This window comes from Brevibacterium sp. BDJS002 (assembly GCF_028201555.1).
GTDB lineage: Bacteria > Actinomycetota > Actinomycetes > Actinomycetales > Brevibacteriaceae > Brevibacterium > Brevibacterium aurantiacum.
Map to the genome: position 1 here is coordinate 257,262 of NZ_CP116392.1, position 16,410 is coordinate 273,671.

A 16,410-nucleotide genomic window follows, 5' to 3' on the forward strand; every position below is an offset into this window, starting at 1 on the left:
TCCTCAGATCAGTCCGAGCATCCCTGTCGGCATGGGAACCGACAGGATGAGCCCGAAGACGATGTAGACGAAAACGGCTGCGCCGATCGTTGTGGCCGCAGATGTCCACCATTTCTGCTTCTCCACGACGAGGAGCAGAAAGAGGATCGCGGCGGCCAAAGAGATGATGAGACCGATGACGGGAATGAGCGCGAGCGCGACTCCGAACGTGATGAAGATATAGAAGGGCGTGCGGTTTCGCTGCTTCTCAGTCCGCCCGAAGGTGTCAAGGTCACCGTTCGAATCGTCATCGGAATGAGACTCGGCTATGGAGTCGATCGACTCCGCAGCCCTGGCTTCGATGTCTTCAACCGCAGACATGATGCGACCTCCGGAGGTGCCCACGCGGGCGAAGAAGAGCCGGAAGATCTCAGCCGCCGAGGCGAGGAAGATGAATGCTCCGGTGAGGAAGGGGAGCATTCCCGGCCCGACCTGCCCGCCTTCTGCGGTGAGGCCGTAGCCGAAACCCATGATGGCGGCCGTTCCTCCGATGACTCCGAGGATCGAAGTCCCGACGACATCGGCGAGATCCGGCTTGTTCCGAGGCGGAATCTTCTCTGTGTCGGTTGCCGTGCTCATCGTGGACTCACCTGCACTCCCGCGGCTGCACCAGCCGCCGTTCCCGCAGCTGCGCCCACGACTGCGTTGTCGGTATCTGTCGTGGCCCGACGGCTCTCAGCCATCCGCACCGCCAGGTCGAAGGCATGGGTGCTCGGCCCGAGATCGGCCTTGCCTGTGCCGACGATGTTGTGAGCGGTGCCGTGTGCAGGGGTAGCGATGGGAATCGGAATCCCACCGTGGACAGTGACTCCCTGATCGAACCCGAGCAGCTTCATCGCGATCTGGCCTTGATCGTGATACATCGTCACCACGCCGTCGTAGTCCCCGCCGACCGCGCGTGCGAAGAGAGTATCGCAGGGGAAAGGCCCCTCGACATCGATTCCACGTGAGCGGGCCAACTCGATGGCCGGGGTGATGTCGTCGATCTCCTCTCTGCCGAACTTCCCGCCCTCGCCTGCATGCGGGTTGAGTGCACAGACGGCCAGGCGAGGCGTCGGGGTACGCGTCTGCGCCACAACGCGATTGAGCAGTTCGATGGTCTTGAGAACCTTTCCGGCACTGATGCCGTCGGCGATCTCTGAGACCGGAACATGCGAGGTGACACGTGCCGTGACGAGTGATTCGATGAAGTTCAGCTCCGAGGTGATGCCGTCGAAGTCGAGCCGCTTGGCGAACCAGCGCAGCTCGTCCTCCTCGGTCATGCCTGCCTGCCCCATTGCCCCCTTGTTCAGAGGGAGGAACATCACACCGTCGGCCTCACCGCCGGCGCACAGGTCGAGCGCTGTGGCCAGATCGGCCAGGGCGCGCTTGCCTGCGGCGATGCTGACTTCACCGACGGGGACGGCAGGCCCGCGGTAGTCGGTGCCGAGATACTCGATGTCATCACGATCGGCAATCGTCACCGCCGCCGTTGTGGCGAAGGAGTCCAGTTCCTCCGCCGTCGCTGTGACGAGCAATCGCGCCCGAGCGCGATTGGCGGTGTCAGCGAGGAGCCGAGCCATGAGCTCGGGCCCGACCCCGGAGAGATCTCCGGGAACGAGGACGATTCGGGGGATGTCTGGCGTCATGATCATTTCCCGATCGCTTCCCGAAGCTCTTTGTCGTTCTCGCCGAGGTAGGTGGCGAAGTCATCGCCGTAGGCGGCGTTGGGCTGCATCATGTTGTCTTCGATGTAGGTCTTGTATGCGTCCGACTTCTCGAATTCCTTCGCCTTCTTGATCCAGTACTCCTTCGCTTCCTCGGGAATGTCTCCCGGAGCGATGACACCACGGAATTGGGCGAAGGCGACGTCGATGCCCTGTTCCTTCGCCGTCGGAATATCCTTGAGCTCCGGATATTCGTAGCGTTCATCGGCCGCGGCGCACAGAGGTTTGAGGTCCCCCGACTCCAACTGGCCGGAGACCTCGCCCGGGTTGACTGAGATCGCCTCGACCTGTCCGCCGAGAGCCGCGGTGATGGCCTCGGCTCCGGACTCGAAGGGCACTCGATCGAATTTCGCCTTGGTGGCCTTCTCCATCAGGGTGAACGTGATGTTGTCGAGACCAGTGGCCCCGGAGATGGCGACGACGGTGCGGTCCTTGTTGGCCTTGTCCGTGAGATCCGAACAGGTCTTCAGCGGGGAGTCCGCCTTCGTGACGATGAGGGTGTAATCATCTCCGAGCTTCATGATCGGAGTGAAGCTCTCGTGGGTGAACTCCACATCCTGTGTTGCCGGCAGGGCGAGCATCGCCGTCTCCGTGGCGAGGAGGTAGTTCGGATCGCCGCTGCGCCCGAGGAACTCCGAATAGCCGACGGCGCCCGAGCCGCCATCGATGTTCTGAACCGTGATGGTCTTGTCGGTGGCTTCCTCCAGCCCCGAGGCGGTGGCACGGCCGGCGATATCGCTTCCGCCGCCAGCGGCGAAGGGCACGATCATCGTGACATTGCCCTTCGGTTCGAATTCTCCGCCGGCAGTATCTCCCGAGGCTTGGCCGCAGGCGCTGAGGCCCAATGCGAGAGTGCCAGTCACGGCCGCAGTGGTGAGCAGTTTCTTCGAATGCATTTCCATCTCCCTTGACAGAATTTTCTGTGGTGCCCGATAGTGTGTTGCTGATGTTGCAGTCGGCTGGTGTCAGCGTCGACAGCTCAATTGGTCGCAGACAGCGAAGCGCGTACCTCCTCGAGCCAACGATCGGATTCCGGGGTGGCTCCGTCGAGCTGGTCGACGGTGTCGACGAGGAACGACAGGTTTCCGTGGTCGTCGAATTCGCGTTCGATCTCATCGGGGTCGCGACGAAGGATGACGTCGAGCATGCGCGCATGCCTGGCGACGTTGCCGTCGAGATCCTCGATCTCCCGCCTGGCCTGGTTGTTCATCGCCATGCACATCTGCAGCTGCATCGCCATCGCTCGGTAGGTCGATTCGATCCTCGCGTGGCCGGCCAGGCCGACGACCGCATAATGGAATTCGAACCCGGCCGTGACCATGTCGCCTTCGGTGCCGGATTCTGCGATCACCTCCATCGTGCGCAGCGTCTCGCGGCAGCGTTCGACCCTGTCCGGAGCGAGCTCGGGCAGCGTCAGACTCATGGCCATTCGTTCGAGTTCGCGACGCAGGGTGGCGATCTCGAAGACATCGTGTTGGGAGATCGACATGATCCTCACGCCCTTGCGCGGCACGTGCTCGACGAGCCCGGTGTGAGCGAGTTCTTTGAGTGCTTCACGCAGCGGAGGGCGCGAGATGCCCAGTTCTTCGCACAGGCGCTCCTCCACGAGTCGTTCTCCCGGCATGTAGTTTCCTGCCAGGATCGTCCCTTCGAGTGCTTGTCTGGCCAACGTCGCCAAACTGGGTTGAGATGCGATGAGAGTGACCACTTCCGGTTAGATCCTCTTTTGTATACAGTAGTGTGAAGACTGTAACGCGGATCACACCAGCAAATCAATGCTTTGTCCAAGGTTGGGCACGTGATTCCTACAGGATCGATGAATATCAGAGGAGGATCTCATGGATGAAACCGAATCCGGCTCGACTGGTGGTGGCGAAGGGCCCCTCTCCGGGGTGACCGTTCTTGAACTCGGAGTGTTCATGGCCGGACCATTCGCCACGATGCAGCTGGCCGACCTCGGTGCACGGGTGATCAAGATCGAAAACCCCACCGGCGGTGATCAGACGCGCAGCACAGGGCCCTTCATCAACGGAGAGAGTGCCCCATACATGCTCATCAATCGGAATAAGGAATCAATCACCCTCGATCTCAAGAGCGAGGTCGGGCAGGAAGCCTTCATGCGTCTGGCGGAGACGGCCGACGTCGTGGTGGAGAATATGCGGCCCGGAGTTATGCAGCGCCTCGGAGTCGCCTATGAAAATGTTCGTGAGCGCAACCCCGGGATCATCTACGCCTCGGCATCCGGGTGGGGCCAGGACGGCCCCCTGTCGAAGCTGGCCGGGCTCGACATTATGGCGCAGGCGCGGAGCGGGCTGATGAGCATCACCGGTCAACCCGATTCGCCGCCGGCCAAGGTAGGCGTGCCCATCTGCGACCTTACCTCGGCGATGTATGTCGCTCTGGCGCTGACCTCGGCGCTCTATGAGCGGAACCGTTCGGGGGAGGGGCAATACATTGACGTATCGCTCTTCGAAAGCGGAGTCTCCTACGCGGTGTGGGAAGCCGCAGGCTATTTCGTGGAGGGAAAGGTGGGGCGACCGAACGGCTCCGCACACCAGAACCAGGCTCCCTACCAGGCGGTCCATTCATCCGACGGGTTCGTTACCATCGGTGCGAACACTCCTCGCAATTGGGTGAGGTTCTGCAACGGGCTGGGACTAGAGGAACTTCTCGATGACGAAAGGTTCCAGGAGTCCTATGACCGGCTCACGCACAGGGAGGCGCTCATCGACCTCATCGAAGTGAAGACGACGGCGATGACAACCGACGAAATCGTCGAGGTGCTCAATGAGGCAGGCGTACCCTGCGCTCCGATCAGCGACTACTCGCAGGTGTTCACCGATGAGCATCTGGCCAGCCGCGACTTCTTCTGGGACTCCGAGCACCCGGTGGCCGGCACCGTGCGACAGATCGGCTCTCCGATGCGATTGTCACGGACACCGGCCAGGCGCGGACCCGCGGGACCATCCCTCGGTGCAGACAACTCACTACTCGATGAACTCGGGTTCTCGGCAGACGAACTGGCCGAACTGAAGTCACAATGAGACGCGTACAGGGAAAGGCACGACAATGACCGAAGCAGCAGATTCAGGCGCGAAGACGGACGACCTGCTCGTCGAGAGCGAGGACGGTGTCCTCACCGTCACCTTCAACCGGCCCGAGGCGCGCAATGCGATGACCTGGGACATGTACATGGGCCTAGCCGAGGCGTGTGAGACGGCCGATGGAGACGACTCCATCCGTGTCATGGTTCTGCGTGGAGCGGGTGGAAAGGCCTTCGTAGCCGGTACCGACATCGCACAATTCACCGAGTTCGACGGTCCTGCGGGTGTCGCGTACGAGAAGCGCATCTCCGAGGTGCTCGCCCGTCTGCGAGCCGTGAACATCCCGGTCATCGCAGCGATCGACGGGTACTGCGTCGGTGGAGGTCTCGGGATCGCTGCTTGTGCCGACGTGCGCGTCGCCTCGCCGCGGGCACGCTTCGGGGTGCCGATCGCACGGACCCTGGGCAACTGCCTCTCCGGTGACACCCTGGGCCTGCTCATCGAACTGCTCGGGCGGGCCCGCGTGGTCGACATGCTGCTGCGGGCTCGGTTCATCGAAGCCGATGAAGCCCTGGGAGCCGGGTTCGTAGGACTCGTCACCGAGGACATCGCCGAGGCGACCGCAGAGTGGGCGGCCACGCTCAAGGGGCACGCACCGCTGACGATGTGGTCGGTCAAGGAGGTCGTGCGCCGACTCTCGGATTCAGGTGGTTCCGTCGACATGAGGACATCGTCGAACGAATCTACGGTTCGCAGGACTTCCACAACGCCGTGCACGCGTTCATCGACAAGACTCCCTACGAATGGCGCGGTCGCTGAACTCTTTCATGCACGCTCACCTGTCGTAGGTTCGCATCACCTGCGAGTCGTCGCGGCGGAGGTGGCCCAGGTCGGCTGCATCAGCGAATTTCTGGGCCGCTACCGGGAGTAGAGCCAGGTCGATATCGAGACTCGCAGCCACCTCGGCGACGAGAGCAGTGTCCTTGACGAAGATGCCGACGGCACTCGCCACCTGGGCGTCGATGCCCTCAAGCATCCGCGGACCCCGATCACCGAGCATCCAGGAATTCGCCGCACCGGCAGTCATCGCTTCGAGCACGGTCGATTCGTCAAGGCCGAGCCGGCCAGCCAATGACAGGGCTTCCGCAGCGGCCACGATGTGGACCGAGCACAACAGCTGATTCACCGCTTTGAACGACTGTCCGTCGCCGATGCGTTCGCCGCAGTCGATGATCGTCCCGAGCGACTCGAGAACGCGTTGGCGTGATTGGAGAACCTCGCGTGGACCCGATGCGAGCATCCGCAGGGTGCCAGCCACGACTCCTGCGATGCCCCCGGTGACAGGAACGTCGAGGACATTGATGCCATGTTCGGCAGCGCGTAATGACGCGGCGCGGATCGCTTCAGGCCCCACCGTGGACATGATGATGAGCACGGCCTCTGGAGACATGAGGGTGAGCAATCCGGGAACTCCTGACTCCTCGTCTCCTTCCAACGCCTGCGCGAGTTGCCCGCCGTCGGCCACCATGACAATGACCGTCGCCGCAGACTCGGCCGACAGAGGCCGTTCCTCATTCGGCAGCCCCGCTTCCGTGGCACGATCGCGAGGCCCCGGGAACGGATCGACGCCCGTGACGTGGAAACCTGCCTGTTGCAGCCGCAGGGCCATGGGCAGGCCGATGGCTCCGATCCCGAGGAACGTGATGTGGTCGGCGCTGACAGTCATAGATCCTCCATTGGATCGTGTCGTTGATGCGGTAGGTGGGGTTGGTACGGTCGGTGCAGGAGATCAGTGGAAGTAGAGGCCGCCGTTGATGCTCAGGGTCTGTCCTGTGATGTGTCCGGCGCCCTCGCTGATGAGGAATTCGACTGTCGCGGAGACATCCTCGGGCACCGAGATCCGCCCCAGAGCGGTCGCGGCCCCCATTGCCTCGCGGCGTTCGTCGTCGAGTGGGCCGCCCATGATGTCGGTATCGACGGGCCCAGGTGACACTGAGTTCGCAGTGACGCCGTGCGGGCCGAGTTCCAGGGCGACTCCGCGCATGAGGCCGACTATCCCGGCCTTGGCCGCGGCGTAGGCGGTCTTCGAGAACGTTCCGCCGCCCTTCTGCGCCGTGACAGAGGACAGGCCGATGATGCGCCCCAGTCCGTTCTTCGCCATGATTCTGCCGAAGGCTTGCGTGACGAGGTGGGTCGCGGTGAGGTTGTTCGTCATCACCCGTGCCCACTCGTCATCGGTGATCTCGAAGTAGGTCGTCGAGGAGGAGACGCCGGCGAAGTTCGCCAGCGCGACGATCTGGGGCAGGCCTGCTTCGAAGGCGGCTGCCGCATCGGCGATCTGATCTGATCGGGTCACGTCGACACCCCTGCCAAGGGCGGTCACCCCATATTCATCGGTGATCTCGGAGGCGAGCTCTTGGGCTTCGTCGGTGCGGCGAGCAATGAGTCCGAGGTTCCAACCGGAGCGTGCCAGACGGTGTGCGGTGTGGCGACCGATTCCGTTCGCGCTGCCGACGCCGGTGAGAATCGCGGTGCGTTCGGCAGGGAAGGCCGGGCCCAGGGAGATCGATGACTGTGCGCGGGAGGATGTAGTTGTCATGAGCCGGTGGTGCCTTTCGTCGTTTGTGCGGTGGAGAGGAGTCCGGTGAGGTATTTTCTGTTCTCTGCGCAGACGCCGAGACTGTCGCCCCCGTACTGCTCCATGAGGAAGGGGCCCTCGAAGCCGAGTTCCACGGCGCGGGTGACCATTGCGCGGTAGTCGATGAGGCCGTTCTGCATCGTCGTCGGATGGGAGGTAAACCACGCCCCGTCGGCAGCTTCATCTCGCTGGTAGTTCTTCATGTGCCAGTAGTTCGCGTAGGGGAGCGTGAGTTCATGCATGGCTCGCCAGCCATCGATGGGGCGGTGCAGGCGGATGAGGTTGCCGATGTCGGGATTGAGTCCGACATTGTCGAGTCCGATCTCCTCAATGAGCCGGACGGCGGATTCGGCGGTGCCCAGGTAGGTGTCCTCGTACATCTCCAAGGACATCGGCAGGCCCACCTCGGCGGCGTGCCTGCCCAACTCCTGCAGACGATGGACTGCCAGGGCGCGGACCTCGGGGTCGTCTGGATCCTCCCAGCCATTCGCCGTCCAGAACCAGAGCGCCTCGCGTTGGGCCTGGGAGAAGGGCTGATGCAGTCCGGTTGAGAACACCTGACAGCCGAGTTCGGCGGCCGCGTCGATGGTGCGGTGAGCGTAGTCGAGGTTGGCCTCGCTGTGGTCGGGGTCGATGATCGACTGGCGTTGGACATGGATGGAAGTGAGTTCGACACCCGCCGAGGCGGCCAGATCCTTGAGGAGGCCACGGCGTTCGGATGAGAGATCGGCCGGGCGAATGTGGCTGTCGGCGATCTCGAGGGCGGTGAAGCCGAGAGCGGAGACCGTGGAGAAGATTCCGGCCCAGGTCAGAGGGTCGGCCTCGTGGAGGGGCAGGCCGCTGGGGTCGGTGGGGGAGAAGCCGTGCATGCAGCAGGCGATCGTGTGCTCGGTTGGGCTCATGGGTCCTCGTGGTTCTCTTGGGTGGGAGGTTGAGGGTCTTCGACGAGCGCACGGTGGGCGACCATCCTGACATGGTGGCGCATGGCCGCTTCCGGTGCGGTCGGGTCCGGTGAGGCGAAGGCTTCGATGATGGCTCGATGTTCGGACAGCGCTTCGTTGACGTCGGTGATGCCGTGGGGCAGCGCCTGTCGCAGTCGGTGGACCTGGGCAGCCAGGTCGTGAGACATCTTCACGAGGTAGCGATTGCCGCAGTGCTCAAGGATCCTGTCGTGGAAGTCTCGGTCCCGGGCGAAGTACTCCTGGGCCGCACTGACCTGGATTCGGCGAGCGTCTTCGGGGCTGTCGGCGACCTCGTCGCCCAACTCCCCCGTCTCCCGTACTCTGTCACCGGCCTTCTCGTGCTCGGCTTGGGCAGCGGCCAGTGAGCTGAGAAGTTCCTCGCTGGCCGGTGTTGCCAGTCGAGTTGCTGTCGTCTCCACCGTTTCACGGGCGATGAAGAGCTCTTGGAGCTGCCCGCGATCCAGGGGAGGGGAGACGCGGTAGCCGCGCAGGGCTTCGCGGACGACGAGGCCCGTGCGTTCGAGGTCGACGAGCGCTTCCCGCACCGGTGTCGGCGAGACGTTGAGTTGTCTGGCCAACCCGTCGATGGACACTCTTTCGCCAGGTGAGATCTCTCCGGTGAGGAGGATTTCGAGGATGTGTTCGTAGACGAGGTCGCGGAGTCCACGACGTTCGATGTCTGCGCGGGGGATCGGAGGCTGTGCATTCATGAATTCAGCATAATGACATCGGCGAGTTCATCGAGGATTCTCGGCACTGAATCGGGGTCGTGGGCGAAGCGTCCGAGGAAGAGTCCGTCGACAGCAGGACCGAGTTGAGTGAGCAGACCTGGGCCTGCGCTTCCGCCGTAGATGAGGCGGAAGTCGAGACTGGGAAAGTGGATTCGAGTGCGTGCCCGCACAGTTTCGCAGACGGCGACGATGTGTTCTGGCGCGGCAGGCTGCTGCGCACCGATCGCCCATATCGGCTCATAGGCGAGGACGACGCCAGCTTCGGGTGGCAGCCCAACGGCTGCCGTGGGCAGGGCCGACCGGATCTGTGCGACCACCTCGGCGGCGGCAGATTCCGGTGAACCGGCGGTATTCTCCCCGACGCACAGGATGGGGAGCAGTCCGTGGCGCAGTGCGGCAGATGTCTTCGCATGGACGATGTCGTCAGTCTCGTGGAAGTACCGACGGCGTTCGGCATGGCCGACTTCGACATAGCGGCAGCCAAGTTCGGCAAGTACGGTCCCGGAGACCTCCCCTGTCCAGGCACCAGCATCCTCGGCGGACAGGTTCTGGGCACCGATCTGCAGGGGTCCGGGCAGGTCGAGACACGCGGGGATAGACGGAAACTGGGGGAGGAGCACAAGCTCTGCCGTCCCCGAGGTGACTGCCGGATGGGTGTGCGTGAGCTCGGTGACTCTGCTGGCCCAGTCCATTGTCTGTGCATGGGACATGTACATCTTCAGGCTGATCCCGAGGAGTCGGTCCGGGAGGGCAGACGACGGTGCTGAAGGAGCTAGGTGCGAGGGCATGGCAGTCATGGATCAGCGAGATTCGTAGGCGCTGATCTGTGCCACTTTGTCGTTGGAGGCGCTCGCCGGATCGAAGGTATATCCGATCCATTCCCTGGCCAGGCGGCGAGCGAGCTCGAGGCCGATGACGCGTTGGCCCATGCAGAGGATCTGGGCATCGTTGGACAAGACAGAGCGTTCGACGCTGAACGAGTCGTGCGCCGTGGCTGCTCGAATGCCCTTGACCTTGTTCGCTGCTATCGCCACACCGAGCCCGGTGCCGCAGATGAGTATTGCGCGATCGGCATCACCTCGAGCGACCATTTCGGCAGCGGAGGTCGCGATAGAGGGATAGAAGGTGTGTGATTCGGAATCGACACCGACGTCGACGACCGTGGTGATGCGTTCGTCATCTCCGAGGTCGGACTTGATGATCTCTTTGTAGTCGAATCCCGCATCGTCGGATCCGACGACCACTCGCAGGCTCATGATCGGGTTGCCTTTCGCTCGGTGGATGTAAGGGTGGGTCTGTCAGGGGCGAGCCGTTCTGCAATCGCCGAGGCGATCATCGCCAGGGAGATCGCGCCCGGATCTGGTGTGCCCAGGCTGCGATCCCCGTGCGAACGGGCGCGACCGCGCATGGCGACGAGGTCGGCCGTGGATTGGGCAGCTCGAGCCGCTGCATCTGCGGCACTGGTAGTTGCCCGGGCCAAGACTGACGACGTGGAGTCAGGGCCCGCGGAGCTGACAGCGTGGGAGAACTCCGTGGCGAAGGGGACGAGAGCATCGAGAAGAGTTTTGTCTCCGACTTCGACTCCGCCGAACGCGCGGACCTCATCGACTGCGGAATTGATGGCGGTGGAGATCGCAGCAGGATCGGGCTGGGAGTCACCGGCGAACCCTGCCGCCAGTGTGCTGATGATCCGTCCCCAAATGGCGCCGGAGGTGCCTCCTCCGATGTCGGCCCACGCTTCACCTGCTGAGGTCAGTACCGCCTCGGCGCCATGGGAACTGTCGGTGGCTTCTGCGGCGGCACGTGCTGCCGCCTTTGACCCGCGCTGCATGCCGATTCCGTGGTCACCGTCCCCGGCGACGCTGTCGAGGCGACCGAGTTCACCGGCCGCGTCGTCGAGGACTGCGGCGATTCGCGTGATGACTGCAGACACTTCTCTGCCCAGGTTCTGCGAATCAGCGGAAGCGGGAGTCGGGGCTGCGGTTATCACCCGTTCCTGTTGAGGCTGCTGTGCTGTGAGGCCGGTTGGACGGTGCGCGGTCCCGAGCTCGCCGCGGGTGTACGCGGCCGAGGAACAGGGAGCTCCCCACAGCGGCTCGAGTTCGTCGTTAAGCCACAGGAGGGTGAGTGAGAGTCCGGCCATGTCGAAACTCGTGCAGAATTCCCCTACCTCGGGGTCGACGAGTTCGTAGCCGGCCTCTCGCAGCAGGGGGTCGATCAGGCCGTAAAGAAGATAGAGCTCTTCGTATTTGACCGTGCCCAGCCCGTTGAGGATGGGCACGACCCGCCGTGAGGAATCGGGTGCTTCGACCAGGAGACGGGAAACCAGGAGCTCAGCCAGTTGGATCGCCGAGGGGAGCGGGACCTCGTCGATTCCCGGTTCACCATGGATGCCCAGCCCGATGGCCATGCTGCCCTCGGGCACAGTGAACAGCGGTTCGTCGGCTCCCGGCAGGGTGCAGCCGGAGAAGGCGACTCCGATCGAGCGGGTGCGGTCGTTGGCCGAGCGGGCAAGACGCTCAACTTCGTCCAGGTCGAGGCCAGCTTCGGCGGCGGCGCCGGCGATCTTGAAGACGACGAGGTCACCCGCGATGCCGCGGCGTTTGTCGATCTCGTCCCTGGAAGCGCTGAAGATGTCGTCGGTGACGACGACTGTGCGTGCCTCGATCCCTTCAGCCTGCAGGAGCGCCTGTGCCTGGTCGAAGTTGAGGACGTCTCCGGCGTAGTTGCCGTAACTGAAGAGGACGCCGCGCCCCTGATCGCAGCTGCGGGCTACAGACATGATCTGCTTCGTCGAGGGTGAGGCGAAGACGTTGCCCATGGCCGTTCCATGGGCCAAGCCAGGGCCGACGAGTCCTGAAAATGCAGGGAAGTGGCCGCTGCCTCCTCCGATGACGAGTGAGACTGTGGGTTCGCTTGCTGCGGTGGAACGCACGACTCCGCCAGTCACGGCTCGTACCCAGCGGGATGAAGCGAGCGCAAAGCCACGTGACATGTCGGAGACGAAGTCATTCGGGTCATTGAATAATCGGGTCACAAGTTCCCCTTCGAACTGATTCCTATTTCATAGATCCTATAGGATTATTGTTCGAGTGCAAGGGTTCAAGAGCGGCAGCGATCATTGATCAGGCACACGACAAAGAACGTCCCGCGACACTGCCTAGTGTCGCGGGACGTTCCTGTGAGGTCGGGAGCTCCGGTCAATCAGCCCCAGTACGAGGCCGACCGTGTCCGCACGCTGTCGCGGAACTGGCCCGTTGACTTCTCCAGAAGCTCACCTGTGCCCCAGTCGAGGACCACTCCGTACTTCCGGACGACATCATGGACGGTGATGTCATTGGCGCGATAACGACGGGCAACCTCGGCGGGGTCAGAATCGAGCCACGATGCGCGCTCGGAACGAATCTGTGCACGCAGTTTCGTCGAAGCGGTTTCGTCGATCTCGTACTCGTCGAGTTCGGCATCGATCTCTGTGATGACGACACCGTAGTCCTTGGCTGCTCGATCGATGGAGACGTAGCCGTCGATGACATCTTCAAGTACCTCGGCGCTGGGCCGTTCGAGGGGATCGCCGAAACCGCCGCCACCGGCGCTGGGGCGTTCGAAAGTATCGCCCGGCGAGATCGACACATTGGAGAACGTGGCACCCAGGTACTTGGAGTCCTCTGACGAAGGATTCAGCCAGACGCCATGCGGGATCGAAGGGAGGCCGCCGTTGATGCCCCAGGTGGTGGAACGTCCACGATCACAGCAGTAGCTCATGACGGCTCCGGCCGCATCGGTGAGAATGCCACCCTTGTTGACGCCACACCCTCCGCGGAACCTGCCAGGACCACCCGAGTCGGTATTGATCGAGTGCTGAGTGGTGATGACAGGAGTGAGTCGTTCCTGTCCTTCGACAGGCTGAACTGCGAGTCCAGTGCCGAATACCGGTGATGTCGCAGACGACCCGTCCTTTGTCGACCGGCCGCCCCAGCCGCCTGCCATCCAGTCGTACCACATGAAGTACGGATTGGACTTCACGCGGCTGTCATGCCCGCCGACGAGCAGATACTCGAGGTTGAAGGCACAGGCCATGGCACGCTCCGGCATGATGTGGGACCAGAGTTCGAAGATCGCGTTCATGACCTTCTCATACGGGCCCGAACAGAAACCGGTCACGGCATGTGGCCAACCGGCGTTGACCACTGTGCCTTCCTCGCCGATCTCTGCCGTCACGGCCTCGTAGAAGCCCGAGTTGAGAGGCACTTCGGGAAAGAACGTCTTAGTGCCGGCGTAGATCGCGGAATACGTTGTTCCGTAGCCGGAGTTAAGGAAGGTGGACACCGCCTCGGCGGAACCGGTGAGGTCGTAGTGAATACCCTTGCCATCGAGGGTGAGCTTGACCCGAACGGGAGCCAGCCCCTCGCCCTTGGCCGGGTCGCCGTCGAGGTAGTCCACGGTCTCCCATTCGCCCTGCGGGAGGTCGCCGAGGCTGGCAACGACCGTCCGGCACACGTAGTCCTGCGTCTCCTGCATGGCGTCGAGGACGGTGTCCTTCGAATATTTGTCGACGAGTCGAAGCACCTCACGTTCGCATACCGCAGTCGCTTCGGCCTGAGCGTTGAGATCGCCGAGCGCCTGATCGGGAGCGCGGGTATTCGACACGAGCAACTGAGCCACGTCGTGGAGGAACCGCCCCTTGTGCCACACTCGCAGCGGAGTGATGCGCAGTCCCTCACCGAAATGCTCACTGGCAGAGACGTCGAACGAGCCTGGCACGGATCCGCCGATGTCGGCCCAGTGCCCCTTGTTCTGAGCGAAGCCGATGATCTCGTCTTCGGAGAATATGGGGCGGATAAAGCTGACGTCGTTGAAGTGTGTACCGCCACGATAGGGGTCATTGATGAGGAATACGTCGCCAGGATTGATGTCGTCGCCGAATTCTTCCATGACTGCCTTGCATTGGAAGTGAAGCGTCCCGACGTGGACGGCGATGTCCGCACTGCCCTGCATAACGGTGTTGCCGTATTTGTCGCACAGGGCTGAGGAGAAGTCACGAGAGTAGATGACGAATGAGTAGCAGGTGCGAAGGATCTGCTCGCTCATGAGGTCAACGCTCGTAGCAAATGCGTTCTTGAGCACTTCGAAGGTGACGGGGTCGAGTGTGGACGAGCGGTCGCTGACACTGGAGATTGTAGTCATTGTTCTCCTCAATTCGCGGACGTGGTTGAGTCGTTCGAGGCCGTTGCCAGAGCTGGCTCACCAGACTCGGTGGACAGTGTGATGCGAATGTTGAACCATTCGTCGATCACCGCGGAGGAGCCTGGCGGGATGACTGTCGTCGCATCGATCTGATTGAGAATGGCAGGTCCGATGAAAGCTGCTCCGGAGGGAAGGTTCTCCCGCTGGTAGACAGGTGTGGAGTGCCATTTTCCTTCGAAGTAGACCTCACGGACTTCCAGCGGCTCTCCCGGATCTTTGGAACTGACTGGCGATGGCTTGAAGCTTGGTTTCGGTGTTTTGCCCAGGGCCTTGAGATGAAGTTGGTAGATCTCGACCGGGGTCTCGTCCTGCCGGAATGCGTACTGCTTCTCGTGCTCTTCGTGGAAGAGCTGGACAGCTTCTCGCAAAGCATGAGGCCCGGTGCCCATCTTGACCTGCAGAGAACGCCATTGGCCTTGGTAACGCATGGAGATGCCTCGTTCGAAGACACCGTCGGCTTCGGCTACCTTTTCATGCCTCAGACGATCCCGACCCTCGAGTTCGAGTGCTTTGAAATGCTGTTCCACGGCCTCAGCGTCGGCATCCTCTGCTGATCCGGTGAACATCTGAGAGAGGTCGTGCTGAATGTCGACGAGGAGACATCCCAACGCCGAAGTGACGCCGGGGCTGGGCGGAACGACGATGGTCGGAATGTTCAGTTCCTTCGCCACGTCCGCACCGTGAAGGGCTCCGGCTCCGCCGAATGCAATGAGCACGAAATCGCGGGGATCAAGGCCGCGCCGAATGGAAACCAGGCGGACAGCGTCGGCCATATTTGCGTTGGCGACCTTGATGATCGAATCTGCCGCAGCATCGATATCGAGGCCTAGGGGCCCTGCGACCTTCGACTCGATTGCTGCCTTCGAGCTTGCTCGGTCCAATGTCATCTCACCATCGGCGAGATCAGTTCCCAACCGACCCATCCACAGGTTCGCGTCGGTGTTCGTCGGTTCGGCGCCGCCGCGACGATAACAGGCAGGCCCGGGATCAGCTCCGGCCGACTGAGGTCCGTTGCGCAGCGATCCCGCAATGTCGATATGAGCGAGAGAACCGCCACCCGCACCGATGGTGAGGACCTCGATGCTGGGGAAGACGATTGGATGACCGTATTCGACCTCCCAGTCATTGGTCACCCGAAGCTCGCCGTCGGCAACGAGCGAAATGTCGGTGGACGTTCCGCCCATGTCGAGCCCGACGGCATTGTCGAAGCCGCACTGTTCGGCCACATGTTGGGCCGCAATTGCCCCAGCTGCGATGCCCGAGGCAGCCAACCGTACGGGGAACCGTTTGACCATCTCGGAGGTCATTGATCCACCACCGGAGTGGAGCAGGAGCAGCTCCCCGGCATAGCCGTCGTTAGTGAGGCTCTTATCCAGCTTCTCGACGTATCCCGAAACCAGCGGCCCGAGGACTGCATTGGCGACAGTGGTGTTGAAGCGGTTGTGTTCGAAGATCTCAGGCAGAATCTCCGCTGAGGTGGAGATGCTGGCTCCTGGAAGCTCCTCAGTGAGGATTTCGCGCATTCGGACTTCGTGCGCGACATTGGCATAGGAGTTGATGAAGCAGATCGCGACAGTGTCGACACCTCGCTTCTTCAGCAAACGCCCGAGCTTGCGGGCTTCTTCCTCATCTAGAGGGGACACGATATTGCCCGCGTAGTCGATGCGTTCGGTGACTTCGAACCGGTCGCGCCGACGGATATAGGGGCCGGACACATCAGAGTAGGCGTCCCATAGATCGTCTTTTGTTCCGTCGCGGATTTCGATGACGTCTCGGAAGCCCTTCGTTGTCACCATCGCTGCTTTGGGGAAATTACGAGTGATAAGCGCATTCGTGGCAACGGTGGTTCCATGTGAGAACAACTCGACATCGCTGAGGTCGATATTCGCTCGTTTGACCCCGTTGAGGACAGCATCCATCGGATTGTCCGGGGTAGATGGAACCTTCGTCACCCGCATTGACTGGGTGGATTCGTCGAAAATGCAGATGTCGGTGAAGGTGCCGCCGACATCGACAGCGACTCGCAGATTAGCCACGTGATCTCCT

At 62.3% G+C, this 16,410-nt stretch carries 15 protein-coding genes; 2 read left to right on the plus strand and 13 right to left on the minus strand.

The window, feature by feature from the left end:
* Window positions 1–3: 3 nt before the first annotated feature.
* The 4 genes from PGC08_RS01205 to PGC08_RS01220 all read right to left on the minus strand — a co-directional run bounded on the left by PGC08_RS01205 (window position 4) and on the right by PGC08_RS01220 (window position 3,453).
* Window positions 4–618 carry a tripartite tricarboxylate transporter TctB family protein gene (locus PGC08_RS01205; protein ID WP_271709297.1) on the minus strand — a complete coding sequence of 205 codons (615 nt, stop codon included), beginning with the start codon at window positions 616–618 and terminating at the stop codon, window positions 4–6.
* On the minus strand, window positions 615–1,667 hold the full coding sequence (locus tag PGC08_RS01210) for a 4-hydroxythreonine-4-phosphate dehydrogenase PdxA (protein WP_271709298.1): 1,053 nt from the start codon (window positions 1,665–1,667) through the stop codon (window positions 615–617). The genes PGC08_RS01205 and PGC08_RS01210 overlap by 4 nt, the downstream gene beginning before the upstream one ends.
* 2 nt (window positions 1,668–1,669) lie before the next feature.
* A complete protein-coding gene (locus tag PGC08_RS01215) occupies window positions 1,670–2,641 on the minus strand; it encodes a tripartite tricarboxylate transporter substrate binding protein (protein WP_271709299.1) in 972 nt (323 codons plus the stop codon).
* 83 nt (window positions 2,642–2,724) lie between these two features.
* Complete coding sequence (locus PGC08_RS01220; protein WP_271709300.1) at window positions 2,725–3,453, minus strand: GntR family transcriptional regulator; 729 nt, start codon at window positions 3,451–3,453, stop codon at window positions 2,725–2,727.
* 130 nt (window positions 3,454–3,583) lie between these two features.
* Between PGC08_RS01220 and PGC08_RS01225 the strand changes: the two genes are divergently transcribed.
* Both PGC08_RS01225 and PGC08_RS01230 read left to right on the plus strand, forming a co-directional pair.
* Entirely contained in the window at window positions 3,584–4,789 is a 1,206-nt protein-coding gene (locus PGC08_RS01225) for a CaiB/BaiF CoA transferase family protein (protein WP_271709301.1), read from the plus strand.
* 25 nt (window positions 4,790–4,814) lie between these two features.
* Window positions 4,815–5,720, plus strand: a complete 906-nt coding sequence (locus tag PGC08_RS01230; protein WP_271709302.1) for an enoyl-CoA hydratase — start codon at window positions 4,815–4,817, stop codon at window positions 5,718–5,720.
* Here the strand turns inward: PGC08_RS01230 and PGC08_RS01235 are convergent.
* The 9 genes from PGC08_RS01235 to PGC08_RS01275 form a co-directional block, all read right to left on the minus strand.
* The gene (locus tag PGC08_RS01235) at window positions 5,625–6,515 is read right to left on the minus strand and encodes an NAD(P)-dependent oxidoreductase (protein WP_271709303.1); all 891 of its coding nucleotides are present in this window, start codon (window positions 6,513–6,515) and stop codon (window positions 5,625–5,627) included. The genes PGC08_RS01230 and PGC08_RS01235 overlap by 96 nt on opposite strands.
* 63 nt (window positions 6,516–6,578) lie before the next feature.
* The gene (locus PGC08_RS01240; protein WP_271709304.1) at window positions 6,579–7,388 is read right to left on the minus strand and encodes an SDR family NAD(P)-dependent oxidoreductase; all 810 of its coding nucleotides are present in this window, start codon (window positions 7,386–7,388) and stop codon (window positions 6,579–6,581) included.
* Window positions 7,385–8,329: a sugar phosphate isomerase/epimerase family protein gene (locus tag PGC08_RS01245; RefSeq protein WP_271709305.1), complete on the minus strand. Its 945-nt coding sequence runs from the start codon at window positions 8,327–8,329 to the stop codon at window positions 7,385–7,387. The genes PGC08_RS01240 and PGC08_RS01245 overlap by 4 nt, the downstream gene beginning before the upstream one ends.
* Entirely contained in the window at window positions 8,326–9,099 is a 774-nt protein-coding gene (locus PGC08_RS01250) for a GntR family transcriptional regulator (RefSeq protein ID WP_271709306.1), read from the minus strand. Before PGC08_RS01250 ends, PGC08_RS01245 begins: the two co-directional genes overlap by 4 nt.
* On the minus strand, window positions 9,096–9,917 hold the full coding sequence (locus PGC08_RS01255; RefSeq protein WP_333937534.1) for a triose-phosphate isomerase family protein: 822 nt from the start codon (window positions 9,915–9,917) through the stop codon (window positions 9,096–9,098). The genes PGC08_RS01250 and PGC08_RS01255 overlap by 4 nt, the downstream gene beginning before the upstream one ends.
* Window positions 9,918–9,920: 3 nt before the next feature.
* Window positions 9,921–10,376: a ribose-5-phosphate isomerase gene (locus PGC08_RS01260; RefSeq protein ID WP_271709307.1), complete on the minus strand. Its 456-nt coding sequence runs from the start codon at window positions 10,374–10,376 to the stop codon at window positions 9,921–9,923.
* A complete protein-coding gene (locus PGC08_RS01265; RefSeq protein WP_271709308.1) occupies window positions 10,373–12,157 on the minus strand; it encodes a dihydroxyacetone kinase family protein in 1,785 nt (594 codons plus the stop codon). Before PGC08_RS01265 ends, PGC08_RS01260 begins: the two co-directional genes overlap by 4 nt.
* A gap of 167 nt (window positions 12,158–12,324) precedes the next feature.
* Window positions 12,325–14,304, minus strand: coding sequence for a hydantoinase B/oxoprolinase family protein (locus PGC08_RS01270; protein ID WP_096157983.1), 1,980 nt, complete (start codon window positions 14,302–14,304; stop codon window positions 12,325–12,327).
* Window positions 14,305–14,312: 8 nt separating this feature from the next.
* Entirely contained in the window at window positions 14,313–16,400 is a 2,088-nt protein-coding gene (locus PGC08_RS01275; protein ID WP_205677250.1) for a hydantoinase/oxoprolinase family protein, read from the minus strand.
* Window positions 16,401–16,410: the final 10 nt, after the last annotated feature.